This is a genomic window from Bradyrhizobium sp. ORS 375 (assembly GCF_000239775.1).
In the GTDB taxonomy this organism is placed as follows: Bacteria; Pseudomonadota; Alphaproteobacteria; order Rhizobiales; family Xanthobacteraceae; genus Bradyrhizobium.
On sequence record NZ_CAFI01000104.1, the window covers coordinates 1 to 25,011 of the forward strand.

The following is a 25,011-nucleotide window of genomic DNA, read 5'->3' on the forward strand; positions in this document are numbered from 1 at the left end:
CTTCGCGGTCGTCACGAACGTGGAGGCGGTGATGCGACGGGCGCAGTCTGGCCGCAGCATGGTTCTCCCGTGCGGACGAACGGCAGAGTGCGCCGGCGAAATCGTGTGGTCCTGGCATCGCGGTGCTGATGCCAAGCCGGTGGTGATGATGATCCGCTGGCGACGGGGGCAAACAAGCCGATCCCCGGGGAGAGCACGTATAAGCCGTCAAAACCGTTGCGCAGGGAAGGCCGGAATGTCCGGCTGAGCCTGTGGTTCCTGCCCCGTGCACTTCTTCACGCACGGGGGCCGCGGGTATCAGCGGATACCCGGTCTTCCCTGCGCCCTCTGTTCAAGAGAGGGGCAAGACAGAAACATCACCCGGGCGCGCAACGCGCCGCGGGATCGCGATCGCACATTCCGCTGTTTGACATCTGCAGCAGATACGCCCGCGCCGATCCAGGTGCCGGCGCACGTGCCTCCATTTTCCGGCCCGACCTACTTGCCGTCGTCGAGATGCACCAGCACCGCGGCATTGGCGATGATGATGGCGTCGCTGCCGGCCTCGGCCGGAATCTCCAGCCCGCCCTTCACGGCGGTGACGGTCACCGTGCCATAGGGCAGCTCCTTGGCGACCGCGGCGGTGTCGACGGCCTCCGGATTCGGCACGCCGATGGTGACGTCGACGAGCATGTCCTGCGGCGTCTTGCCGACCATGCGGAAGAACCCGAGGCTGGAATGGCGGATCGCATCCGACACCGCGCGCTTCGCAGCCTTGGTGGCGTCGCGGCCGTGGACGTCGACGCCCATGCCCATCTCGGTGATACAGCGAATGCGCGCCATGGTGTTCCCTCTCGGCTAGCATGGATCATTTGGCGCGCGACCTTAGCGCCGTTCGCGCCAAGCGCAAACGGCGCGACGCTCAGGCCATCGCGGCTCAGGCGATCACGACCTCCCCGACCACGCCGCGCAGCGCGCCGAGGGCGGGATCATCGGCGGCGCGCGCATCGGTGATCAGGCTGTCGATGCGATCAGCAGCACAATACGCGACGCGGCTGGTCTGGCCGATCTTGCTGTGGTCGGCGAGGATCAGCACGCGCTTGGCGGCGGCGGCCATCGCGCGCGCGACATTGGCCTCCTCGATGTCGAAGCTGGTGGCGCCGTAGCGGTGATCGATGCCGACCGGCGACAGCAGCGCGACATCGGCCTGAAAGCGCTGGATCTCGGCCACCGTCGTCGAGCCGAACGTCGCCGGCAGGGTGCTGCCGAGCTCGCCGCCGAGCACGATGACGCGGTTGCTGCGCTCGCTGGAGGAGGCGCCGATGATGGTCGCGACCTCGAACGAGTTGGTGACGATGGTCAGACCCGACAACGTCGCGAGCTCGCGGGCGAGGATCGAGACGGTCGAGCCGACGTCGAGGAACAAGGTCTGGCCGGGGCTGACCATCCGCGCCGCGGCCTGCGCGATCCGCGTCTTCTCGGCAAGACGGACGCGGGCGCGGACGGTGATCGGCGGCTCGGCCTCCGGCGCGATCGCGGCGACGCCGCCATGGACGCGGCGCAGTTCGCCGCGCGCCTCCAGCGCCAGCACGTCGCGGCGCACGGTCTCGCGGGAGACGCCAAGATCGGTGGCGATGCGGTCCGTGGTGGCGCGACCGACGGTGGCGAGCAGCGCACGGATACGCTGGTGGCGGTCCTCCTGGAGCATCATCGGCGACCGCCGCGCGCCAGCCATTTCAGCGCGAGCTGCATGACAAGCGCGGCGGTGCAGACCACCGCCATGATGCAGGTCGAGAACGCCGCGGCCTGCGAGACGAAGCCCGCCTCGTCGAGCCGCATCACCGAGACGGCGGCAATGCCGAGCGACGGCGTGACCAGGAAGATGACGGCCGACAACGTCACCATCGAGCGCATGAACAGGAAGAAGAACACCGAGACCAAGGTAGGCGACATCACGGGAATGATGACGTTGGCGAGCACCTGCCCGGCCCCGCTGCCGAGGCAGGTCGCGGCCTCCTCCAGCGCCGGCGGCACGGCGCGCATGCCGGTCACCATCGTGAGGAAGCCCTGAGTATGGTAGTGATAGAAGTTGCACAGCGCGAGCAGCAAGGTCGATCCGTACAGCACCGACAGCGGCGATCCCGCGATGTTGAAGGCGAAGATGTAGGCCAGGCCGAGCACGAGGCCGGGCACGCCGACCGGCATCACGGCGACGAGATAGACGATCTTGGCCAGCCACGACGGCAGCCGGCGAATGCCGTAGACAAGCGCGAACAGCAGCAATGTACCGAGGCCGGCGGCAATCACCGAGACCAGCAGCGAGGTCCACAGCGGCGCGTAGCCGCCGCTCAGGGTGATGTCATAGTGCTTGAGCGTGAAGGTCAGCCGGTACGGCCACAGCCGCATGAAGCTCGCATAGACGACGACGCCGATCACGGCGAGCACGGACAGCGTCGCAAGGAAGGCGACGATGGCGAGCGGCACGTCGCGCGCCGGCACGGAGCTCATCTGCGGCGGCACGGCCCCCTCGGATCCGCCCCCGAACTGGCGCTGCGCGGCGACGCGCTCGATGTAGACGGCGAGCCCCGTCGGCGCCAGCAGGAGGAGACCGACCACGGCGCCGATGCCGAACTTCATCTGCCCGGTGACCTGGTTGTAGATCTCGGTCGCCAGCACCGCGAAGTCGCCACCGATGACGGCGGCATTGCCGAAATCGGTGATGGTGACGGTGAATACGACGAACCCGGCGCTGAGCAGCCCGAACTTGACGTTCGGCAGCGTGATGTCGAAGAATTGCCGCCAGCGCCCGGCCCCCATCACCTCGGCGGCGTCGTAATAACGCGCATCGGCATGGGCGAACGCGGCTTTGAGGATCAGCACCGCCTGCGGCAGCGCGTAGAGTACGTCGGCGATCAGCAGGCCCGGGAAGCCGTAGATGTCGATGCGCTTGCCCAGCACGCCGCTGATCAGCCCGTTGCGGCCGAGCAGGAAGATCAGCCCGAGACCGAGCACCAGCGACGGCGCCAACATCGGCAGGGCCAGCACCGCGGAGATGATGCGCGCTCCGGGCACGCGGGTCCGGGTCATTGTAAAGGCGAGCACGAAGCCGAGGCTGAGGCAGACCGCAGTCGTGGCGAGCCCGAGCGTCAGGCTGTTGAGCGTCGCTTTCAGGATACCGGGCGTGCGCGCGAGCGCAGCGTAATTGGCAAAGCCGATCGTGCCATCATCGGCGACCAGGCTGCGCCACAGCATCATCGCCAGCGGAAAGACGAAGAAGATGAGCAGCGCGAGGCATGGCAGCGCGATGGCCGCCGCGATCAGCAGCCGATCATCGCCGGCGCGCCGCAGGCGAAAGCCGGAGCGCTCGGCGACCTCGACGGCGGCGATGCTCACGCGCGCACCCAGCCGCAGCCGGCGGCGTCGGCGGAGACGGCCACCGCGGCTCCGGGCACAACGCCGTCGACAGGACTGGTCTGCACCATCAGCTCGCGGCCCTTCCAGGCGACACGGGTGCGGCTGATGTTGCCGAGGAAGGTGACGTCGANCTACCCTCGCCTCGCCGGCGTCGAGAGGATGAAGCCGGACATGCTCGGGACGCAGGCAGGCGAGATAGTCGGCATCGGCGCCGTCGGGACGCGAGGCGAGCAGCGCCGGCATGGCGTCGCGCACCCAGGCGGTCGGCAGCAGGTTGCTGCTGCCCATGAAGTCGGCGACGAACTTCGTCGCAGGACGGAGATAGAGCTCCTGGGGCGTTCCGACCTGCTCGATGCGGCCGGCATTCATGCAGACGATCCGGTCGGACAGCACCATCGCCTCCTCCTGGTCGTGCGTGACCATGATGGTGGGGATGCCGAGCCGGCGCTGCAGCTCGCGGATCTCGACGCGCAGATCGGCGCGCACTTTGGCATCGAGCGCCGACAACGGCTCGTCGAGCAGGATCAGCCGCGGATCGACCGCCACCGCCCGCGCCAGCGCGACGCGCTGCTGCTGCCCGCCGGACAGCTGATACGGCAGCCGGTCGGCGAGATGCGGCAGCTTGATCAGCTCCAGCAGTTCGGCGACGCGCGCGGCGATCCTGCCACGCTCCACTTTCCGGATGCGCATGCCGTAGCCGATGTTCTCGGCCACGGTCATGTTGGGAAACAGCGAGTAGGACTGGAACACGATGCCGAAGCCGCGCTCGCGCGCCGGCACCGCGCTGAGATCCTGGCCGTCGAGCAGCAGCCGGCCAGAGTCCTGCGTCAGCAGGCCGGCGATGATCCGCAGCAAGGTGGTCTTGCCGCAGCCGCTCGGCCCAAGCAGGCAGACGAACTCGCTGCCCTCGACCTTCAGCGAGATGCGGTCGAGCGCTGTGAAATCGTCGAACGTCTTGTGCAGCCGGTCCAGCTCGAGCGTCATGGCCCGCTCCGCTCAGCGGCCGATGCTGGTCTGCCAGTTTTTGAGGATGCCGTCGCGCTCCCTGGCGGATCGGGCAAAGTCGATCGGATAGACCGCCTTGGCGACGTCGGCGGGAAAGCCCGCGGTCTGCGCGGCTTTCGACGGCGGCGTGCCGGAGATGGTGACGAGCTCCTTGTAGCTCGTGTAGAGCGCAGCCGCCTCCGGCGACAAGGTCCAGTCGAGGAAGCGCTTGGCGTCGGCCTTGTTCTTGGCCGCCTTCATCAGCCCGGACGCCTCGAGCTCATAGCCCGCGCCATCGGTCGGGATCACCATCTTGATCGGAAAGCCCTCCTCGATCGACTTGATCGCGGCAAACGCCAGCGAGCCGCCGATCGCGAACTCGCCGCCGCGCGCCGCCTTGCACGGCCGCGAGCCGGACTTGATGTATTGCGCGACATTGCCGTCGAGGGCTTTCAGGAACTGCCAGCCCTTCTCCTCGCCCTGCGACTGCAGGATGCCGGCGATCTGCATGTAGCCGGTGCCGGACGAGACCGGGTTCGGCAGCACCACCTCGCCCTTGTAGACGGGGTTGGTGAGATCCTTCCACGAGGTCGGCATCGGCAGATTCTTCGCCTTCAGCACCTCGGTGTTGACGCAGAACGCCGTGACATAACCGGTCGCGGCGAACCAGCTCGAGTCTGCACCCTTGGCGGAGGCCGGCAGCTTGTCGGCGCCCTTCACCTCATAGGGCTCGAGCAGCGCGGTGATGCGCGGGTCGAGCATGTTGGTGACGGCCCAGCCCCAGATCACGTCATGCTGCGGATTGCCGGACTCGGCGATGATGCGGGCACCGAGATCGCCGGTCGACAACCGGAGCACCTTGAGGTCGACATCCGGCAGCGCCGTCTTGGCCGCCTTCACGTAGTCGGCGATCTCGTCCTCTTCCAGCGCCGTATAGACGGTCACCGTCCCCGCCTGCGCGACTGCGCCGAACAGAAGCAGAGCAAGACTGGCGAAGAGGCCTTTCAACAGCTGCGACATGACCGTGTCCTTCCAGGGCTGCGGCGCGGGTCTAATCCCGACCGGCTCCGTGTGCATTTGAGTGATTATTTGCAAATTTGTGGAACCGCGTCTACGCTGATTGCGCATATGTCATGCAAATCAGCAACTGCTCATGATTTCAGCATTCACGTCGAGCGCACGCTCCTCCCCGCGCACGGGCCTTGCATCACGGAGGCGTTGGGTTGTGATGACGACACGTGCCGCTGATAGTCGCCACACCGGGTGACGAGACGGGACAGAAAGACGATGGGTTTTTCACACACGCTGGGCGGCACGAGCTATCGCTTCGACGACCTCCGCACCCTGCTCGCCAAGGCGACGCCGCTGCGCTCGGGTGACGTGCTCGCCGGGCTTGCCGCGCAAAACGCCGCCGAGCGCGTCGCGGCACGCATGGCGCTCGCCGACCTGCCGCTGCGGCACTTTCTCAACGAGGCCGTCATTCCCTATGAGAACGACGAGGTCACGCGGCTGATCGTCGACCAGCATGACGGAGCGGCGTTCGCACCGATTGCGAGTCTCACCGTCGGTGCCTTCCGGGAATGGCTGTTGGCGGATACGACTGACGCGACGACGCTGGCCGCCGTCTCCCCGGGGCTCACGCCGGAAATGGTTGCGGCCGTCTGCAAGATCATGCGGCTGCAGGATCTCGTGACGGTCGCGGCGAAGTGCGAGGTGGTCACGCGCTTCCGCTGCACCATCGGCCTCCCCGGCCGGATGTCCACGCGACTCCAACCCAACCATCCCCTGGACGATCCCAAGGGCGTCGCCGCCTCGATCCTCGACGGGCTGATGTATGGCGTCGGCGACGCCACCATCGGCATCAACCCGGCCAGCGACGACGTCGACACCATGATGCGGCTGCTCGACATGATCGAGGCATTGCGCCTCGCCTCGAACGCGCCGATTCAATCCTGCGTGCTCGCCCATGTCACAACCGCGCTGAAGGCGATCGAGCGCCGCGCGCCGGTCGATCTCGTCTTCCAGTCGCTGGCCGGCACCGAGGAGGCCAATCGCGGCTTCGGCATCACGCTATCATTGCTCGACGAGGCGCTGGCCGCAGCTGAAAGCCTGCAGCGCTGTCCGGCCGGAGGCAATGTGATGTATTTCGAGACCGGACAAGGCAGCGAGCTGTCATCAGCGGGACATTGCGGCGTCGATCAGCAGACATTGGAAGCCCGCTGCTACGCGGTGGCGCGGCGTTACCGGCCGCTGCTGGTCAACACCGTGGTCGGCTTCATCGGCCCGGAATATCTCTATGACGGCAAGCAGATCATGCGCGCGGGGCTGGAGGACCATTTCTGCGGCAAGCTGCTGGGGCTGCCGATGGGCTGCGACGTCTGCTACACCAACCACGCCGAGGCCGACCAGGACGACATGGACGCCCTGCTCACGCTGCTCGGCGTCGCCGGCTGCACCTACATCATGGGCGTGCCCGGCGCCGACGACATCATGCTGAACTATCAGAGCACGTCGTTCCATGACGCGCTTTATGTGCGGAAGGTGCTGGGCAAGCGTGCGGCGCCGGAGTTCGAGGCATGGCTCGGCGCCGCCGGCATCAGCGATCCGCAAGGCGAGTTGCGCTTCGAGCCGGCGCGGCTGATGCCGGCGCTGCCGCTGCTGGACGCCAAGTGATGAGCGGCGCGGACGACCAGACGCTCGCGACCTCGTCATCCGACGACTGGACCTGGCTGTCGCGCTACACCGAGGCGCGCATCGCGCTCGGACGCTGCGGCCCCGGCCTGCCGACATCGGCGCATCTCTCCTTCCAAGCCGCACATGCCGAAGCGCGCGATGCGGTGCTCAAGCCGTTTGATGCCAAACAATTTGCAGCTGATGTCACCGCGCGCAATTGGCCGGCGCTTGCGGTGCATAGTCGCGCCGTCGATCGTGCGACGTACCTGCAGCGGCCCGATGAGGGCCGCCTCCTCTCTCTCGAGTCCGAGGCGCTGCTGTCGGAGCCGCGCGCGCCGGCGGACGTCGTGCTGGTGGTGGCCGACGGCCTGAGCAGCCGCGCGGTCCAGGTGAACGCCCTGCCCGTGCTCGAGGCCTTGATGCCGCTGCTCGCGGCGACCGGCCGGCGGCTGTCGCCGATCATCGTGGCCTCACAAGCCCGGGTCGCGCTGGGGGATCATGTTGGCGAGCTGCTCGGCGCGTCCGCCTCGATCATCCTGATCGGCGAGCGTCCGGGCCTCAGCGCCGCCGACTCGCTCGGCCTCTATCTCACCTGGCTGCCGCGCCGTGGTCGCGTCGATTCCGAGCGCAACTGCATCTCCAACGTCCGCCAGGGCGGCCTCGCGCCTGAAGACGCGGCGAAGCAGGCGGCGGAGCTGATCGAACGGATGTTCCTGCATCAGGCCGCCGGCGTCAGCCTCGCGCGCCTGCCGCAGCTGCCCGCGCTCGACGACGGTGGCGCTTGACGATCCGAAGATCATCACACTGCGCAATAGCGATCCTGGATGTCCTTGTCGGCGAGCAGCGCGGCCGCGCTGCTCTCATGCACGACTTCGCCCTGGTCGATGATGACCGCGCGGTCGGCGAGCCGCAGCGCCCATTCGACGTTCTGCTCGACCAGCAGCAAGGTCTTGCCCTGGTCCCGCAGCCGCCGGAACAGCACGCCCATCTCCTCGACCAGCACCGGCATGATGCCTTCCGACGGCTCGTCGAGCAGCACCATCCGCGGCCGCGCGATCAGGGCGCGCGCGATCGCCAGCATCTGCTGCTCGCCGCCGGAGAGCGTCACGCCCTCCTGGTCGAGCCGCTCGCGCAGGCGCGGAAAGGTCTCGGCGATCTCCGCGATCGCAGCGCGCTCGTCGATCTCGGCCTTGGCGGCAACGAGCCCGAGCCGCAAATTCTCGCGGACCGACAGCCCCGGCACGATGCGCCGGTCCTCCGGCACGTAAGCGAGGCCGAGATGAAAGCGGCGATGCGCCGCAAGCGGCAGCAGGTCGCTTCCAGCGAACCGCACGCGGCCCTCGGCTTTGGGCATCAGCCCCATCACGGTGCGCAACGTCGTGGTCTTGCCAGCGCCGTTGCGGCCGACCAGCGCCACCACCTCGCCCTGGTGCACGCGCAGGGAAATGCCGTGCAGGACGTGGCTGGCGCCGTACCAGGCCTGGACACGATCGAGCTCGAGCAATGCTGTCTCAGCCATAGCCTTCACTCTGTCCCAGATAGACCCGGCGCACGTCGGGATTGCTGCGGATGTCCTCCGGCCTGCCGTCGGCCAGCAGCCGGCCGTGATGCAGCACCAGCACCCGCTGGCTCAGGCCCAGCACCATCTTCATCTTGTGCTCGACCAGCAGCACCGTGCGCCGTTCTGCCAATCGCTCGAGCAGCGCGACCATCTCCTTGGTCTCCTCGGGCCCCATGCCCGCCGTCGGCTCGTCGAGCAACAGCAGTTCCGGCTCGGACACCAGTGCGATGGCGATCTCCAGCGCGCGCTGCTGGCCATGGGCGAGGAATTTCGCCTGCTCGCCGCGCTTGCCAATCAGGCCTACGGCCGTCAGCGCCGCGTCAGCGCGCTGGCTCAACTCGACCAGATCCGCCCGCCTGCGCCAAATGTCATAGCTCACGCGCATGGCCTGCGCGGCGACCCGGACGTTCTCATGCACAGAGAGATCCGGAAAGATGTTGGTGATCTGGTATGAGCGCGAGATGCCCTGGTGCACGAAGCGGTGCTGCGGCAGCCCGTTCAGCTCGCGGCCCTTGAAGCGGAGCGTGCCGCTGCTCGGCGACAGCGTGCCGGAGAGGATGTTGAAGAACGTACTCTTGCCGGCGCCGTTCGGTCCGATGATGGAAGTCAGTTCGCCCGCCGCGAACGACACCGAGATGCCCTCGAGCGCGGTGAAGCCGCCGAAGCGGCGGCCGATGCCATCGGCCTGCAGCAGCGCGGTGCTCATCGCCGCTCCCTCGCGAACGGCAGCACGTCCAGCAGCGTGCCCCAGATGCCCTTCGGCAGGAACAGCACGAACACGACGAAGATGGCGCCGACGACGATCTGCCAATGCGGCGTCCACAGCGACACGACATCCTCCAGGATCAGGAAGGTGGCCGCGCCGATGAACGGCCCAAAGAAGCTACGGGCGCCGCCGAGCAGCACCATCATTACGATCATGCCGGAAGTCTGGTAGTGCAGGGAATCCAGCGGCACGATCGACAGATGCAGCGCCGACATGCAGCCGCCGATCGCCGAGATCGCGCCCGAGAGCATGAACACGATCAGCTTGCAGCGTTCCACGTCATAGCCGCACGCCCGCGCGCGCTGCTCGTTCTCCCGTATCGCCTCGATGACCGCGCCGAACGGCGAGTTGAGAATGCGCGACTGCACCCAGAGCGCCAGTGCCGCGAAAGCCATCAGGACGTAGTATTTGTTGACCGGATCGAGAAAGTTGATCTGCAGGCCGAGCAGATCAATGCGGTCGACGGTGAAGCCGCGCAGCCCGTTCTCGCCGCCGGTGAAGGACGATGCCTGCAACGCGACATAATAGACGAGCTGCGCCAGGGCCAGCGTGACCATCGAGAAATAGATGCCGCGGGTGCGCGTCGAGATCGCGCCGATCAGCACAGCGAGCGCGGTGCCTGCCGCGATCGCCAGCGGAACCGCGGCGAACCATGGCAGGCCCCAGCGGCCGATGGCGATGCCGGTCAGATACGCGCCGGTGCCGAAGAAGGCGGCGTGGCCGAACGACAGCAGCCCGGTATAGCCGAACAGGAGATTGTAGCCCATCACCACGACGCCGTAGATCAGAACGTTGACGGCGAGCGCCTTCGAGGGAAGCAACCAGGGCAGCAGCGCGAGCGCAACGAGCGAGACCAGAACGCGGTGATCGGACAGGACCGCAAACAGGCGCCGGCTCTGGGAGAGCGATGATGCCTCGCCGGTCGACTCCACCGCCATCACGCCCTCCCCTTCAGGCCGAAAAGCCCCTGCGGCCGGACAAGGAGGACGGCAGCCATCAGCGCGAACATCACGATGGTCGCCATTTCAGGCGCGAACAGCGCCACCATGCTGATGCAGATACCGACCATCAGCCCGGCGACGACAGCGCCGACGATCGAGCCGAGGCCACCGATCACGGTCACGACAAAGGCCTCCGCCAGCACCAGCGTTCCCATCTCGGGATTGACGCTGCGCATCGGCCCCGCCAGCACGCCGCCAAGCGCGGCAAGGCCGACGCCGAGGCCGAAGATCGCGAGCCACACCTTGCCGATGTCGACGCCGAGCACGCGCATGATCTGCGGATCGCGCGCGCCGGCACGGACGATCAGGCCCACGCGGGTCCTCTCCAGCATCAGCCACAGCACCAGCAGCACCACCGCGACCAGCGCGATCACGAACAGGCGATATTTCGGAAAGAATCCGACGCCGAGATCGACGACGCCGATCAGCTGCGGCGGCGTCGGAAACGGAATGCCATCGCTGCCGAACACGATGCGCACGCCTTCGACAAGGATGTAGCTGAGACCGAAGGTGAGCAGCAGCGGATCATCGATCGACCGGCCATACAGGCGGCGAACAAGGACGAACTCGATCAGCATGCCGAACGCGCCGACAAGCACGGGAGCGAGCAGCAGCCCCCACCAGAAGCTGCCGGTCAGCGACGCCAGATAGAGCCCGGCATAGGCGCCGATCATGAACAGCGCGCCATGGGCGAAATTGACCACGCCCAGCATGCCGAACACGATGGTGAGGCCGAGCGCCGTGATCACCAGCACCGCCGCGAGGGCGATGCCGGAAAACAGCTGCATGATGATCAGCGAGAGGTCCATTCCGTGGGATCAGGTCGCGTGGCCGAGCTCGCTGCAGCTGCGCAGCATCTCGTCGGCGCCGGGATCGTTGGCCACGATCGCGAACAGATCGTTCTCATTGGCCATCGCCGACTTCTTCTTCGATTCCAGCACCAGCACCGACTGCACCGACTGGTGATCGCATTTGCGGTAGTGCTGCGGGCCTTTGGTCAGGTCGTATTGCAGCCCCTCGAGCGCCGCGACGACCTTCTCCGTGTCAGTGCCGCCAGCCACTTGCATCGCCTGCAGCAGCGAGCCGACGCCGGAATAGCCGTAGGCGCCGTAGTCGGTCGGAATCGCGCCGCCATTCGCCGTTCGGAACGCCTTGTTGAACTCCGCCGCTGTCTTGTTCTGAGTCTCCAGGCCCCAATAATAATTGGCACCGCCGACCACGCCCTCGAACACGTCGGCGCCGACGGCGAGGCGCTGGTTGTGCAGGATCACGGGGACCACGATCTTCATTTGCTGCTTGATGCCGAAATCGACCGCCTGCTTGATCGCATTGGCCTGATCGCGGCCGAAATTGCTGATGCACAGCACGTCCGGGCGCATCGACATCAGGCGCGGCATGAAGGTCGAGTAGTCGGCCGCGCCGAACGGATGCAGGATCTCGCCGACGCTCTCGGCTCCGATCGATGCCTGCGCCCGCTTGAAGCCGCGCAGCATCTCATGGCCGTAGGCATAATCGGCGACGAGATGCGCAACCTTCATGCCTTTCTTCAATGTCTGCCGCGCCACCGCCGCCGTTGTCATGTGCGGGTTCAGCGCCTCGTGGAAGGTGAACTTGCTGAAATCCTTCACCTCGTTGATGGTGTCGGACTGGCTGATCGACACGTAGATGACGCCGCGGGCGCGCGTCACCTCGTTGACGGCGAGCTGAACGGCGCTGGAGAGCGCGCCGACCACCGCATGCACCTTGTCCTTCTCGATCAGCTCGAGCGTCCGCGTCGCGGCTTCGCCGGCGTTGAGCTTGTCGTCGCGCACCAGGAGCTCGACCTTGCGGCCGCCGATGCCGCCCTTGTCGTTGACCAGCTTGACCGCGAGCTCGGCGCATTTCACCTGGTCGCGCGCCTCGGCCGCGAACGGGCCGGTCAGCGGCGTCGGGAAGCCGATGCGGATGGTGTCATCGGCGGCGCGGCCGAGCCGCGGCATCGCCAGCGCTGCGACGCCGGCCGACATGGCCATCATTGCCTTGCGGCGGGATAGTCCTGCTGGTCGCGACTTGGTCTCGTAGACTGGCATGATGTCCTCCCTCATCTTGTTTTCTTAGTAGCGATCGAGCGACTTGAGCACGCGCGCGGGCGTGATCGGAATGGCGTTGACGGACGCGCCGAACGGCGTCAGCGCGTCGTTGACCGCATTGAGCACACACGCAGAGGCCGCCGCCGTGCCGGCCTCACCGCAGCCCTTCGCGCCCAGAATGGTGTCCGCGGTGGGCGTCTCGACGTGGTCGATGATGATATCGGGCATCTCCATCGCCATCGGCACCAGATAATCGGCAAGCGAGCCGTTCAGCAGTTGCCCGGTCTCGCCGTAGCGGCACTCCTCGAACAGCGCGGCACCCAGCCCCTGCACGACGCCGCCGCGCAGCTGCTCGTCGACCAGCATCGGATTGATGATGCGGCCGCAATCCTCGACGACATAGTGCTTCAGGAGCTTGACGAAGCCGGTGTCGATGTCGACCTCAAGGTAGCAGCCCTGAACGCCGTTCGTGAAAGCGAACGGATAGCCCTGCGGCGCAAAGTGGTGGCTGACGGTCAACTGGGCCTGGGTCCCCGGTGGCAGCGTATCGGAGCGAAAATAGGCGATCCGCGCGATCTCGGCCACCGGCAGACGCACCTGCCCGTTCGCGACGCTCACGACCTGACCATCGACGATGTCGAGCGCGCCCGGCTGCTCCTGCAGGATCAGGCCCGCGACCTCCAGGATGTTAGCCTTCAGCCGGCGCGCGGTCTGCAGCGCGGCCTCGCCGCCGATGCCTGCGCCCCGGCAGGCCCAGGTCGCGCCGCCATGCGGCGTGACTTCGGTGTCGCCGGTCAGGACCCTGACATGCTCCTGGGCGACGCCGAGCTGATCGGCGACGATCTGGCCGACAATGGCCTCGGTGCCCTGCCCCTGCTCGGTCACCGAGATCGCGCAGCGCACCTCGCCGGATGGCGTCAGGCTGATCGTCGCGCCGTCCTGCGAGGAGATGCGCGCGCCGCCGACGCCATAGAATGCCGGGCTGGGATTGGTGATCTCGACGAAGGTCGCAATGCCGATGCCGCGATAAATGCCACGCTGGCGGAGCTCGCTTTGCTCGGCGCGCAACCCGTCGTAACTCATGATTTCGCGCAGCCGCCGCAGGCAGACCTCATGCGACAGCGCTTCGAACCTGTAGCCGGTCGGCGATGCCGTGGGATAGGCGTCGTCGGGGATCACGTTCCCGGCGCGCATCGCCAGCGGGTCGACACCGACGCGGGCCGCTGCAAGGTCCACCATGCGCTCGGTGACGGCGCAGGCGATGGGGTGGCCGACCGCGCGATACTGGCTGGTCTGCACCTTGTTCTGGAACACGACCTCAAGCGTGGCCCGATAGGACTTGAAGTCATAGGGCGCGCCGATCAGGCGGATGACCTGGTTGCCCTCGACCACGCTGGTGCGCGGATAGGTCGAGAAGGCGCCGATGGCGGTCGCGTCATGTACGTCCATCGCGAGGATCTTGCCCTGGGCATCCACCGCCATGCGCGCCTTCACTTGATGATCGCGCGCATGAATGTCGGAGACGAAGGACTCGATCCGATCGGCGACATATTTCACCGGGCGTCCCAGCAGGATCGACAATCCGACCACCGCCATGTCCTCGTGATAGACATGCAGCTTCATGCCGAACGAGCCGCCGATATCAGGCGCGATCACGCGCACGCGCGCTTCCGGGATGCCATAGTGCCGGGAATACAGGTCCTGGAACTGATACGGCGTCTGCGTCGCATGATGTACTGTCAGCATGCCGCTGTCGGGCTCGTAATCGGCGACCATGGCGCGCGGCTCCAGCGTGACGGGCGTATGCCGGCCGAAGCTGAACTCCTCCTCGATGACGTGAGCGGCGGCGGCAAAGGCGTGGTCGACGCCGCCGCTGTCGAGTTGGGCACGGAAGCAGATGTTGGACGATGCAGCCGGGTTGACCAGGGGCGCATCGGGGGCGCGCGCGGCGTCGAGATCGACCACCGCCGGCAGCTCCTCGTAGTCGACCGCAATCAGCTCCAGCGCATCCTCGGCGATCGCCCTGCTCTCGGCGACGACGGCGACCACCGCCTGACCGGCCCAGACCACGCGATCGAGCGGCAGCGGCAGCTGCGGCTCCGAGATCATGCCCTTGAAGTGATCGAGCGTGCCGGTCCAGGGCGTGCAGATCCTGGCGAGATCAGCGCCGGTCGCGACCAGATGCACTCCGGCCAGGGCGCGCGCGGCTTCAACGTCGATGCCGGCGATCCGCGCATGCGCATGCGGACTGCGCAGGAACGCCGCATGCAGCATGCGCGGCAGCCGGAGATCGGTGACATAGCGGCCGCGGCCGGCCAGCAGCCGCTTGGCGTTCGGTCGCGGTACCGAGCGGCCGATATAGGAGTTCGGGCGGTCGAGCGAGGTGAGTGGCGCGGTCATCGCGACGAGTCCCCCCGCCCTTGCGCCGCCGCAGCGCGCGCTTCCGCAACCGCAGCGATCGCATCGACGATCGCCTCGTAGCCGGTACAGCGGCAGAAATTACCGGACAGCGCGTCTCGGATTGCCTCACGGCTCGGCCGCGAGACTTGGGACAACAGCTCATGTGCGTTGATCAGCATGCCCGGCGTACAGAACCCGCATTGCAAGGCATTGCGCCGATGAAACTCGGCTTGTAGATCGGCGATCACACCGCTTTCCGAAAGGCCCTCGATCGTATCGATCCGCGCGCCATCGGCCTGCACGGCAAACATCAGACAGGCATGGACGGCGCGGCCGTCGAGTTGCACCAGGCAGGCGCCACAGGCGCCCATCTCACAGCCGACATGGGTGCCGGTCAGCTCGAGCTGACCGCGCAGACAATCCACCAGCGTCACACGCGGCGCGACGTCGCACGCCACCTTGCGACCGTTGACGACCATGCGGACGCGGACCGCCTCGTCGGACTCATCGAGCTCGGTGGGAGCGCTGCTCATCGTACCTCCCCAAGACGGCCGAGCAGCCGCCCGAGCAGCACGCGCGCCAGATGCACGCGCATCGCCGCGGGAACATCATCGCTGTCCGCCGGCGCGAGGTCGGCGCTCAGTGCAGCCTGCGCTGCGGCAATGCGCCCGGCATCAAGAGACGATCCGACCAGCACAGCTTCCACTGATCGCGCCCGCGTCGGCACATTTCCAACCGAGAACAGCGCGATGCTGATGTCGGCGATCCGATCCCGATCGAGCGTCGCGATCATGCCGCAGCCAACCAGCGCGTAATCGCCCCGGCGGCGCGCGAGCTCATCAAACGCAATGCGCTGGTTGCTGCGAAACAGCGGCACACGGATCGCGACGAGGAGCTCGCCGGGCGCGAGCGCGGTCTCGAACAAATCGATGAAGAAGTCACTCGCCTTGACGCAGCGGCGGCCGGACGGACCGGCGATCTCGATCTCTGCATCGAGCGCCAGGACCATCGCAGGAAATTCCGAGGCCGGATCGGCCAGCGCAACGCTGCCGCCGAGCGTACCGCGATTGCGGATGGCGGGGTGTGCGACGAACGGCGCGGCCGCGCGCAGCAGCGGCGCAAACTCCGCGACGAGCGGCTCCGTCAGCATCTCGCAATGCCGCGTCAGCGCGCCCAAGCGCAGCCATTCGCCCTCGCGCCTGACGCTGCGCAGCTCGTCGATGTGGTTGATGTCGATCAGGATTCGCGGCGCCTGCAGCCGCAGCGCCAGTGCCGGAACAAGGCTCTGCCCGCCGGCGATGAATCGCGCATCGTCGCCGGCATCAGCATGAGCGGCCAGCGCCTCGTCGATCGTCCCTGCACGAAAATAGCTGAAAGCCCTCGCCTTCATCCGTTTCCTCGCTTGCCAGGCTCATCAGCCCGGACACCCAGATTTGTGACCATCTGGTCTCAAAACAGTTGCACGCGCTTGCGCCTCGGTCAACCGGAAACGAACGATTGGTCGCAAATCTGCTTTCGGCTATCAGAAGACCTCTGCGACAACCGATCGAGACCATGGCCAGCGCCCCGAAGACAGTCAGCACGAAAACGACAGCGAGCCGCGCGCGCACCGCAGATGCGAGCGCGCCGGCGAAGCGCCGCAACATGCGCGCGGCCGACCGCGAGCGGCTGATCGTCGAGGAAGCGATCCGCTTCTTCGCCGAGCGCGGCTTCGAAGGCCAGACACGCGAGCTCGCCAAGCGCATGGGCATCGCGCATTCGGTGATCTACCGGCACTTCCCGAGCAAGGAAGCGCTGATCGAGCGTGTCTATCAGGAGGTCTATCTCAGCCGCTGGTCGCAGGATTGGGGCCCGCTGATCCGGGACCGCAGCCAGCCATTGCAGGTCCGCCTGACGAGCTTCTATCTCGACTACGTCGCCCGCGTGTTCGAATACAACTGGGTACGTATCTTCGTGTTCTCCGGATTGAAATCGTTCGGGATCGCCGGACGCTATCTCGATCTGGTCAGGCGCGAGATCATCGAGCCCGCGGCGATCGAGCTGCGCCACGAGCTGGCATTGCCGGACGTTGCGAGCTGCCCGCTCAGCAGCCGGGAGACCGAGATGTTCTGGGGACTGCACGGGCGGATCTTCTACCTTGCGATCCGCAAGTTCGTCTACGAGACGCCGGTGCCCGCCGATCTCGATCAGACCGTGCGGGATGCGATCCAGCTGTTCCTCGATGGCGCACGGCTGGCGCTTCCGAGACTTCTGGATGGAGAGTCCGTCAGCGCATCGTGAGCAAGGCCAAAGCCGGTCGGCGATTGAATGGCTGCGTTCGCGGCGCAAGCCGCGTCACACGGCGCGGTTTGCATCGGCCGTTCCTGCATCACCGCGCGCTCTCGGAACACCCGCTGCAGGTTTCATGACACCATCATGATGCAAGTCAGACGTTGCGAGTCGGCGGCGTTATCACAAGACGTCGCGCCTGATACGTGTGCAAATGCTGTTGGTGACTCGATCAGCCTGAGGTGGCATCGCGCCAACTTGACGCGCTGGAGGACAGAAGTTATCGTAGTTGAATATTGCGATGCTTTCTATTTGTTGTTTTTGCCGCAAGCTTCATTGACGACTTGAACCACATCGACCGTCTCGCACACACACGCTTGACGACCATGCTGTGCGGGTCTCTACGCCTGATCGAGCCGACGAAAGTACGGCTATAGATATCCTATCGCGACCCACTGGCCGCGGTACGCCTCGCTTGTTGCCTGGCTTGTTGCTTGTTTGCGCCGTCATTGCCGAATGTCAGTTCGTTGCGGAGCGGGACGTGATTGATCAAGCGATGATTTTCCTTCGCGACCTGCTCAACGCGCATCTGATCGGGCCTGCCGTGCCGGGTCACGCCGCTCCGGCCGAAGATGCCGTGATCTTCCTGGACGGCGACAAGACCGATCCGATCTCGTTCCGCATGGGCGCGGTCACCACCATGCTGATCAATGTCGAGCAGGAGCCGATCCTGCGGGCGGCCAATCCCTATCAGCGCCTCGGCGCCGACGGCACCGCCTATCGCGTTCAGCCCGACGTGCGCCTCAATATGCGCGTGCTGTTCGTGGCGCGCTTCAAGCAATATGAGCAGGCGCTGGCGCGACTGTCGCAGATCATCGCCTTCTTCCAGTCGCACCCGGTGCTCGATCGTCAGACCATGCCGGCCATGCCTGCGGGTGTTCCGCAGCTTGCGCTCGAGCTGGTGACGTTGCCGCTCAACGAGCAGAACGATCTCTGGAACGCGTTGCGCGCGGCGTTTCAGCCGTCCCTGCTCTATCGCGTCCGCATGCTCGTGTTCGAGGATCGCCAGGAAGAGATGACGCGGCCGGTGTCCGGTCCGCCCGAACGGAGGCTGGAACATGCCCTCGGCCGCTCTCTTTGACCTTCGTGTGACCCACGACTACTACGCGGACCTGCGCTGCAGCGACTTTGAGATCGCGCCAACAGCCGGGACGGAATCCGCGATGGCGCGGCTGCGGCTCACCTGCAAGAGCTTTGCCGACCGCATCCGCGTCTATGGCGAGCTCGATGCCAAGGGCGACGTCATCGCTGCGGCGGCCGCGCCGCTGTCGCTCGCGTTTGCGCTGCGCCCGCGCGGATCCGGCTACGCCGCGATCACCCGACTGAGTGACATCGCACAGCAGCCCGCGCCGCTGTTCACCAATGACGGCGTTCAACTCGCGGACCCGCTGTCGCTCCGCCTCACCACCCGCCGCGCAACGGCGAGCGAGAGCCTCATCGTCCAGGCGCCAGGCGCCGCAGAGGCGTTCGTCCTCGCCGGCACGCCGCTCGACGGCACGACACCGGCTGATGTGACGGTCGCCGGCGCCGGGGCTGTCAAGAGCATCGGCGCTGGTCCCAAACGCATCACGATCGATACATCCGCTCTCCAGCGAGGGACTCCCTTCCGGGTCTCCTATCCGGTCCGCGCCCAAATGCCCCGTGGTGCGCTGGCCGAAATTGCGCTGACGCTGAGCGCGCAGACACTGACGCCGCAGCCCGCCCCGCGGGGCTTCGTCGTGCCGCTGACCTCGGCCAGCTCACGCTGGGCCTACTACGTCGTGACCGACTTTTCCGGCGACCTGTCGACGCTGACCGTCGTCGATGCGACCGCGGGCAATGGACCACGCGCGCTCACGATGTCCGATGCCGGCCGTTCCGAGCTGACAGCGGGCACTGTCGGCAGCGACACGGTCGGCGCCGATCTGCTTGGACGCTATCCGGGCCGGCGCATCATGCGTCTTGTCTCCGATGCGCCGATCCCTGCCCGCGACGCGCCGCTCGGTGCGCTCGAGCTGCGCCTCGCCAACACGCCGCTGCTGACTCGGCTGCCCAATCCGCCGCCCGATCGCCTGACGCTGCTGCAGCCCGATGCGGCGGCGCCGCGCCAGATGGTTCGTTACCAGGTTCTCTCGCTGCTTCTGAACTGATTGCCCCACTCTCCTCACCACGTTCCGAAGGTGCATCGCCATGCCGATCTACAAGACCCCGGGCGTTTACGTCGAAGAGATCTCCCGATTGCCGCCCTCCGTCGCGGAGGTCTCGACCGCGATCCCAGCCTTCCTGGGCTACACCGAGAAGGGTCCGGCGATGGCGCGGATCTCTTCGCTCCTGGAGTACACCGCGACGTTCGGCGGCGCCAAGCCGACCGCATTCGTGGCTTCGTCCACGACCGATCCCAGCTCGGGACTGCCGACGATTACCTTGACAGATCCGGCGGCCACGACCGGGCCGAGCCCGGACCGCCTGCTCTATTATGCCGTCAGCCATTACTTCGCCAATGGCGGCGGCCCCTGCTACATCTTCTCGCTCGGCGACTATACGGCCCCGCTCGCCAAAGCCGACTTCCTCAAGGCGATCAACCTTCTGGCCCTGGAGGACGAGCCGACGCTGATCGTGCTCACCGACGCGGTGCTGCTTGCATCCGGCGACTATTTCGAGCTTGCCCAGGCGGCGCTGAGCCAGTGCGCGCGGCTGAAGGACCGCTTCACCATCCTCGATGTTCCCAAGGGCGACGTCACCGCGTTCCGCAACCAGATCGGCGTCGACTATCTGTCCTACGGCGCCGCCTATCATCCTTATTTGCGGACCTCGCTGAACTTCGCCGTCGACGAGAGCAAGATCCAGGTCAAGGTCACCGACGCGCCGGTGCCGCCGACGATCAAGGAGGTTCAGTTCCCGGCCAACGATGCCAACGGCATGGTCATCTCGTTCCAGAGCACCGACGCGGCCAGCACGCCGAAGGTCCAGCTCGTCGGCGGCGACAACGCCCAGGCCATCGACATCTCCGTGGCCAATGGCAAGCCGACATTGATCATCACCAACGTTGCCGGCGGCAAGACCGCCAAGCAGGTGGTCGACCGCTGGACGACGGTGAAGGCCGGCTTGCAGGCGAGCAATTTCGATATCCGCCTGCAGGGCAACGGCTCGGCTGCGCTGCAGCCCACCCCCGCCGGTGACGGCGTCGACCTCGTCAAGGTCGGCGGCGGTGCGCCGCCGACGCCTGTCCTGAACGATATCAAGCTCAGCGATACCGCGCGCTACAATCAGATCAAGGACGCGCTGAGCCGGCAGCGGGTGACCCTGCCGCCGAGCGCCGCGATTGCCGGCATCTACGCCCGCGTCGACCGTGACCGCGGCGTGTGGAAAGCGCCGGCCAATGTCGGCGTCATGGCGATGATCAGCGTCGACAAGAAGATGACGGATGCCGACCAGGAATCCCTCAACGTCGATCCGACCGCGGGCAAGTCGATCAATGCGATCCGCGACTTCACCGGCAAGGGCACCATCGTCTGGGGCGCCCGCACGCTCGCCGGCAACGACAATGAATGGCGTTACGTGCCGGTGCGGCGGCTGTTCATCACCATCGAGGAGAACACGCGCAAGGCTTCCGGCTTCGCCGTGTTCGAGCCGAACGACGCCACCACCTGGCTGAAGGTCAGGGGCATGATCGAGAGCTATCTGTATTCGCTGTGGGAGCGCGGCGCGCTCGCCGGCTCGACGCCGGAAGCGGCCTATTACGTCAATGTCGGCCTCGGCAAGACCATGACGCCGCAGGACGTGCTCGAGGGCCGGCTGATCGTCGAGATCGGCATCGCCGCCGTCCGGCCCGCCGAGTTCATCGTGCTGCGCTTCATGCACAAGCTGCAACAAGCCTGAACGATCTTCAGAAATAAGGGAGCGCAGAGATGGCTGTCAGCGCCAGCGAAATCAAGGCCACTTATCCATTACCGGTGTACAACTTCCGGGTCGAGATCGGCCCTAACGCGGTCGCGTTCTCGGAAGTGTCGGGCCTGTCCATCCACTACGAGGTCACGACCTTCAAGGAGAGCCAGACGGGCGGCAGCAGCGCCGGTCCGCGGATCATCCACATGCCGTCGCAGCCGCAGCCGGTCAACGTCACGCTCAAGAAGGGCGTCGCGCGCTCGGCCAGCGTCTCGGCGCTGTACAGCTGGATCAAGACCGTCGCTTTGAACCAGGTCGAGAAGAAGGACGTCGTGATCCGGCTTTGCGACGAGCAGGGCAAGCCGGTGATCAGCTGGACCGTCATCAACGCGTTCCCGACCAAGCTCGACGGTCCCGCCTTCGACGCCAAGTCGAACGAAGTCGCCGTCGAGTCGCTCGAGCTGCGCGCCGACGCGATCACCATGACCGAGGGATGATGGCGCGATGCCCGACGACAAGGCGACGCAGAAGCTGCGCTACCCGCTGCCCGGCTACAATTTCCAGGTCGCGGTGGATTCGGACTCGGCGAGCTTCGTCGAGGTGTCGGGCCTCGCCAGCGAATATGAGACCGTGACCTATCGCCATGGCTTCAGCCGCTGGGAGGGCGAGGATGTGGCACGCGTTCCCAAGCGCAGCCACAGCACGGTGACGCTGAAGAAGGGCGTGATGCGCGGCGGCAACTTCCTGTCGCAATGGCTCACCGCCAATCCACCCGCGGCGCGCGCGCTCGCCATCAGCCTGTGCGACGAGGCAGGAAGCCCCGTCGTGGTCTGGCACGTCAAGGAGGCGATCCCGGTCAAGCTTTCCGCGCCGAGCTTCGACGTCAACAGCACCCAGGTGGCGGTCGAGACGATCGACCTGATCGCCAGCGGAATCTCCGTCGAGTATCTGTGACATGCCAGTCAAGGATCTTCCCTTAAGCTTCCGCTTCGGCGTGTTCTTCTTCGTCGGCGGCCTCGTGCCGAATCCGATCGACATCCGTTTCCAGAAGGTGTCGGGCCTCGGCGCCACGGTGTCGCTGAAGACCCATGCCGAAGGCGGCCAGAACCTCTACACTCACCGCTTTCCCGAGACGATCGGCTACCAGAACCTGGTGCTGGAGCGCAGCGCGCCGCTGATCTCGCCGCTCGACATCGAGTTCAACGTCTCGCTGTCGCTGTTCAAGTTCTCCGCCTCCAACGTGCTGGTGACGCTGTTCGATGACGATGGCGCGCCGACCGCCGGCTGGATGTTCCTCAACACCTATCCGGTGCGCTGGGCGACGTCAGATCTCGATGCCGGGCAGAACGGCGTCGTGATCGACACGATGGAGCTCGCCTACACCCGCATGCAGATCATGAGGCTCTGAGCCATGCCCGTCGAAATCCGCGAGCTGATCATCCGCGCCGTCGTCGATCCGCAGAAGGCCGGCGAGCGCAGTTCCGGCGCCAACGCTCCAACGTTCGACCGCGACGCGCTGGTGCAGGCCTGCGTCGACGAGACGCTGCGGATCCTGCGTCGTGAGAAGGAGCGCTGAGCATGGGCTTTCCCGACCTGTTCAAGCTCGAGAAGCTGCAGATCTCCGCCTTCACGGACGCCAAGCGTTCGAAGAGCAAGGAGATCGACGGCTCCCCGTTCGTGGCGATGTTCAATCCGCAGACGCTGAGCCAGACCAACAGCAACCTGTTCGAGCCCGGCAAGGCCGCCGGCGGCGCCGAGCAGGTCGCGACCTTCATCCGAACCGAGCCGAGCGCGATCGAGCTGACGCTCCTGCTCGACGGCACAGGCGTCGAGGAGATGGGCCTCGTCAACCTGTTCTCCGACACCAAGAGCGTGAAGGACCGCATCGACGGCTTCCTCGCCATCGCCTACCAGCCGCAGAGCGACACCCACGAGCCGAGCTACCTGAACCTGAAATGGGGCAAGTTCAGCTTCAACTGCCGGCTCGCCACCGTCACCATCAACTACACGAGCTTCGAGCGCGACGGCGCGCCGCTGCGCGCCGAGCTGGTGCTGAGTCTTGCGGCGGACGACGACGTCGCCAAGCAGCAGTCGAAGCTCGGCTTCACCTCGCCCGACGTGTCGCACGCGCGGCTGGTGCGCGGCGGCGACACGCTGCCGCTGATGGTTCATGCGGTCTATGGCAGCACGGTGCATACGCCGCACGTTGCGCGTGCCAATGGCTTGAATCATTTGCGTGGCCTCGAGCCCGGCCGCACGCTGATCTTCCCGCCCCTGTCGCGCTGAGGGGCCGGACGTGGCGGAGGGTTTCACCATTCCCACCATCCTGGTCGCCGGCTCTGCGCTGCCGCCGGGCTTTGCGCCGCGGTCGATCGACGTGACGCGCGCCGTGAACCGCATTCCGACCGCGATCATCTCCATCCATGCCAAGGGCGCCGTGGCCGACGAGACGCCGCTGATGGCCGGCGGTCCGTTCAAGCCGGCGGCTGAGGTGGAGATCAAGCTGCGCCGCGCCGGCGAAGACGATGTCAGCGTCTTCAAGGGCGTCGTGACCGCGTTCTCCGTCCACACCCGCGACGGTCTCCCGACCCTCGACGTCGTGGTCAAGGACAAGACCGTGAAGCTGACCGGGGCGCGCCACAGCCGGATCTGGACGGATACCGCCGACAGCGACGCGATCCGCGCCATCGTCAGCGACGCAACCTTGACGGTCGATGACGCGCCCGACACGACGCCGACGCACAAGACGCTGGTTCAGCATGATTGCACCGACTGGGACTTCATCCTGACGCGCGCCGATGCGGAAGGCCTCTGCGTCGTCGCCATCGATGGCGCGGTGTCGCTGAAGAAGCTCGCCGTCGACGGCGATGCCGCCCACAGCTTCAAGCTCGGGCTCGATCCGATCACCGACCTGCATTTCGAGCTGGACGTCGCGAGCCAGGCGCCGAGCGTCGACGGCATGGCCTGGGATCCGAAGCAGCTGGCGCCGGCGGAGCCCGCGACGGCCGAGCCGTTGAGCCTGCCGCAAGGTGAGATCGGAACGGCATCGGTCGGCGATGACCTCGGCATGGCGCCCCTCCATCTCGCCCACATGGTCCCGCTGCAACCCGACGAAGTGAAAGCGTGGTCGAATGCGCGCGCCGCCCGCGCCAGGCTGGCGCTGATCCGCGGCCGCATGTCGGTGGCCGGCCTTCCCGAGGCCAAGCCGATGGACATCGCCGCGCTGGATGGCTTCGGCGATCTGCTGAACGGCAAGGTGCTGGTGACCGGCGTGCGCCATCGGCTCGACGCCCACGGCTTCTCGACCGACCTGCAATTCGGCCTGTCCGCCGAACCTGCAGGCCGCCTCCCCGACCTCGCCAACATGGACGCCGGCGGCCTGCTGCCGCCGATCGCGGGTCTGCATCTCGGCACCATTCCCGACTCGTCGGAGGAAGATCCGGATGGCGACAGCCGCATCCAGGTCAACGTTGCCTCGGTGCTCACCGAGCCACCGAAGCCGCTGTGGGCGCGTATTGCAGCTCCCGATGCCGGCGATAAGCGCGGCTTCTGTGTCCGGCCCGAGCCGGGCGATGAGGTCCTGGTCGGCTTTCTCGGCGGCGATCCGCGGCATCCGATCGTGCTCGGCCGGCTCTGGGGCGCCAAGAACAAGCTGCCCGAGGGGTTCACCGATGCCAAGCAGAAGGGCCTGATCGGCAAGAAGGACACCCGTATCGTGCTGTCCGAAGCCGACAAGCCGTCGATCACCATCAGCACGCCGGGTGGCCGCACGATCATCGTCGACGACGATGGCGGCAGCATCACGCTGTCCGACAAGAACAACAACAAGCTCACCCTGGATGCGAGCGGCATCACGATCGAGTCGGGCAAGGATCTCGTCATTCAGGCCAAGGGAGCCGTCACGATCAAGGGCAGCACGATCGATCTGAACTGATGTGAGCGAAGCGACGTGGCGTTGCGGGAGGAACAGCA

General features: G+C 66.3%; 24 protein-coding genes. 12 read left to right on the plus strand and 12 right to left on the minus strand.

The annotated features are described in order from the left end of the window. Window positions 1-477: 477 nt before the first annotated feature. The 4 genes from BRAO375_RS08825 to BRAO375_RS08840 all read right to left on the minus strand — a co-directional run bounded on the left by BRAO375_RS08825 (window position 478) and on the right by BRAO375_RS08840 (window position 5,397). Entirely contained in the window at window positions 478-822 is a 345-nt protein-coding gene (locus tag BRAO375_RS08825; RefSeq protein ID WP_009027116.1) for a Lin0512 family protein, read from the minus strand. 94 nt (window positions 823-916) lie between these two features. Beyond that, window positions 917-1,690: a DeoR/GlpR family DNA-binding transcription regulator gene (locus tag BRAO375_RS08830; protein WP_009027117.1), complete on the minus strand. Its 774-nt coding sequence runs from the start codon at window positions 1,688-1,690 to the stop codon at window positions 917-919. Continuing rightward, entirely contained in the window at window positions 1,687-4,377 is a 2,691-nt protein-coding gene (locus tag BRAO375_RS39010; RefSeq protein WP_009027118.1) for an ATP-binding cassette domain-containing protein, read from the minus strand. The genes BRAO375_RS08830 and BRAO375_RS39010 overlap by 4 nt, the downstream gene beginning before the upstream one ends. Window positions 4,378-4,389: 12 nt before the next feature. Further along, entirely contained in the window at window positions 4,390-5,397 is a 1,008-nt protein-coding gene (locus BRAO375_RS08840; RefSeq protein WP_009027119.1) for an ABC transporter substrate-binding protein, read from the minus strand. A 267-nt stretch (window positions 5,398-5,664) separates the two neighbouring features. Here BRAO375_RS08840 and BRAO375_RS08845 point away from each other — a divergent pair, with 267 nt between their 5' ends. Next, window positions 5,665-7,050, plus strand: a complete 1,386-nt coding sequence (locus BRAO375_RS08845) for an ethanolamine ammonia-lyase subunit EutB (RefSeq protein WP_009027120.1) — start codon at window positions 5,665-5,667, stop codon at window positions 7,048-7,050. Further along, the gene (eutC, locus tag BRAO375_RS08850; RefSeq protein ID WP_035639676.1) at window positions 7,050-7,835 is read left to right on the plus strand and encodes an ethanolamine ammonia-lyase subunit EutC; all 786 of its coding nucleotides are present in this window, start codon (window positions 7,050-7,052) and stop codon (window positions 7,833-7,835) included. The genes BRAO375_RS08845 and eutC overlap by 1 nt, the downstream gene beginning before the upstream one ends. Window positions 7,836-7,849: 14 nt before the next feature. On the opposite strand, the gene BRAO375_RS08855 is transcribed toward eutC, so the two are convergent. The 8 genes from BRAO375_RS08855 to BRAO375_RS08890 are packed head-to-tail and all read right to left on the minus strand — an operon-like array spanning window position 7,850 to window position 16,237. Continuing rightward, window positions 7,850-8,569, minus strand: a complete 720-nt coding sequence (locus BRAO375_RS08855) for an ABC transporter ATP-binding protein (protein WP_083842449.1) — start codon at window positions 8,567-8,569, stop codon at window positions 7,850-7,852. Continuing rightward, on the minus strand, window positions 8,562-9,317 hold the full coding sequence (locus tag BRAO375_RS08860) for an ABC transporter ATP-binding protein (RefSeq protein WP_009027123.1): 756 nt from the start codon (window positions 9,315-9,317) through the stop codon (window positions 8,562-8,564). Before BRAO375_RS08860 ends, BRAO375_RS08855 begins: the two co-directional genes overlap by 8 nt. Then, window positions 9,314-10,315, minus strand: coding sequence for a branched-chain amino acid ABC transporter permease (locus BRAO375_RS08865; protein ID WP_009027124.1), 1,002 nt, complete (start codon window positions 10,313-10,315; stop codon window positions 9,314-9,316). The genes BRAO375_RS08860 and BRAO375_RS08865 overlap by 4 nt, the downstream gene beginning before the upstream one ends. Further along, on the minus strand, window positions 10,315-11,187 hold the full coding sequence (locus BRAO375_RS08870) for a branched-chain amino acid ABC transporter permease (RefSeq protein WP_009027125.1): 873 nt from the start codon (window positions 11,185-11,187) through the stop codon (window positions 10,315-10,317). The genes BRAO375_RS08865 and BRAO375_RS08870 overlap by 1 nt, the downstream gene beginning before the upstream one ends. 9 nt (window positions 11,188-11,196) lie before the next feature. After that, on the minus strand, window positions 11,197-12,447 hold the full coding sequence (locus BRAO375_RS08875; RefSeq protein ID WP_009027126.1) for an ABC transporter substrate-binding protein: 1,251 nt from the start codon (window positions 12,445-12,447) through the stop codon (window positions 11,197-11,199). A 24-nt stretch (window positions 12,448-12,471) separates the two neighbouring features. Further along, on the minus strand, window positions 12,472-14,847 hold the full coding sequence (locus BRAO375_RS08880; protein ID WP_009027127.1) for a xanthine dehydrogenase family protein molybdopterin-binding subunit: 2,376 nt from the start codon (window positions 14,845-14,847) through the stop codon (window positions 12,472-12,474). Continuing rightward, window positions 14,844-15,380, minus strand: coding sequence for a (2Fe-2S)-binding protein (locus tag BRAO375_RS08885; RefSeq protein WP_009027128.1), 537 nt, complete (start codon window positions 15,378-15,380; stop codon window positions 14,844-14,846). The genes BRAO375_RS08880 and BRAO375_RS08885 overlap by 4 nt, the downstream gene beginning before the upstream one ends. Continuing rightward, window positions 15,377-16,237, minus strand: a complete 861-nt coding sequence (locus tag BRAO375_RS08890) for an FAD binding domain-containing protein (protein ID WP_009027129.1) — start codon at window positions 16,235-16,237, stop codon at window positions 15,377-15,379. The genes BRAO375_RS08885 and BRAO375_RS08890 overlap by 4 nt, the downstream gene beginning before the upstream one ends. Window positions 16,238-16,491: 254 nt before the next feature. Here BRAO375_RS08890 and BRAO375_RS08895 point away from each other — a divergent pair, with 254 nt between their 5' ends. The 10 genes from BRAO375_RS08895 to vgrG all read left to right on the plus strand — a co-directional run bounded on the left by BRAO375_RS08895 (window position 16,492) and on the right by vgrG (window position 24,973). After that, complete coding sequence (locus BRAO375_RS08895; protein WP_009027130.1) at window positions 16,492-17,127, plus strand: TetR/AcrR family transcriptional regulator; 636 nt, start codon at window positions 16,492-16,494, stop codon at window positions 17,125-17,127. A 544-nt stretch (window positions 17,128-17,671) separates the two neighbouring features. Beyond that, complete coding sequence (locus BRAO375_RS08900) at window positions 17,672-18,256, plus strand: Pvc16 family protein (RefSeq protein ID WP_244423140.1); 585 nt, start codon at window positions 17,672-17,674, stop codon at window positions 18,254-18,256. Beyond that, window positions 18,234-19,304 carry a hypothetical protein gene (locus tag BRAO375_RS08905; protein ID WP_009027132.1) on the plus strand — a complete coding sequence of 357 codons (1,071 nt, stop codon included), beginning with the start codon at window positions 18,234-18,236 and terminating at the stop codon, window positions 19,302-19,304. Before BRAO375_RS08900 ends, BRAO375_RS08905 begins: the two co-directional genes overlap by 23 nt. 40 nt (window positions 19,305-19,344) lie before the next feature. After that, complete coding sequence (locus tag BRAO375_RS08910) at window positions 19,345-21,033, plus strand: phage tail sheath family protein (protein ID WP_009027133.1); 1,689 nt, start codon at window positions 19,345-19,347, stop codon at window positions 21,031-21,033. Between the two features lie 29 nt (window positions 21,034-21,062). Beyond that, on the plus strand, window positions 21,063-21,536 hold the full coding sequence (locus BRAO375_RS08915; protein ID WP_009027134.1) for a phage tail protein: 474 nt from the start codon (window positions 21,063-21,065) through the stop codon (window positions 21,534-21,536). 7 nt (window positions 21,537-21,543) lie between these two features. After that, complete coding sequence (locus tag BRAO375_RS08920) at window positions 21,544-21,993, plus strand: phage tail protein (protein WP_009027135.1); 450 nt, start codon at window positions 21,544-21,546, stop codon at window positions 21,991-21,993. Window position 21,994: 1 nt separating this feature from the next. After that, the gene (locus tag BRAO375_RS08925) at window positions 21,995-22,447 is read left to right on the plus strand and encodes a phage tail protein (RefSeq protein WP_009027136.1); all 453 of its coding nucleotides are present in this window, start codon (window positions 21,995-21,997) and stop codon (window positions 22,445-22,447) included. A gap of 3 nt (window positions 22,448-22,450) precedes the next feature. Then, a complete protein-coding gene (locus tag BRAO375_RS37915) occupies window positions 22,451-22,615 on the plus strand; it encodes a DUF5908 family protein (protein ID WP_009027137.1) in 165 nt (54 codons plus the stop codon). 2 nt (window positions 22,616-22,617) lie between these two features. Further along, entirely contained in the window at window positions 22,618-23,325 is a 708-nt protein-coding gene (locus tag BRAO375_RS08930; RefSeq protein ID WP_009027138.1) for a CIS tube protein, read from the plus strand. A 10-nt stretch (window positions 23,326-23,335) separates the two neighbouring features. Beyond that, a complete protein-coding gene (vgrG, locus tag BRAO375_RS08935) occupies window positions 23,336-24,973 on the plus strand; it encodes a type VI secretion system tip protein VgrG (protein ID WP_009027139.1) in 1,638 nt (545 codons plus the stop codon). The last annotated feature ends 38 nt before the right edge of the window (window positions 24,974-25,011 follow it).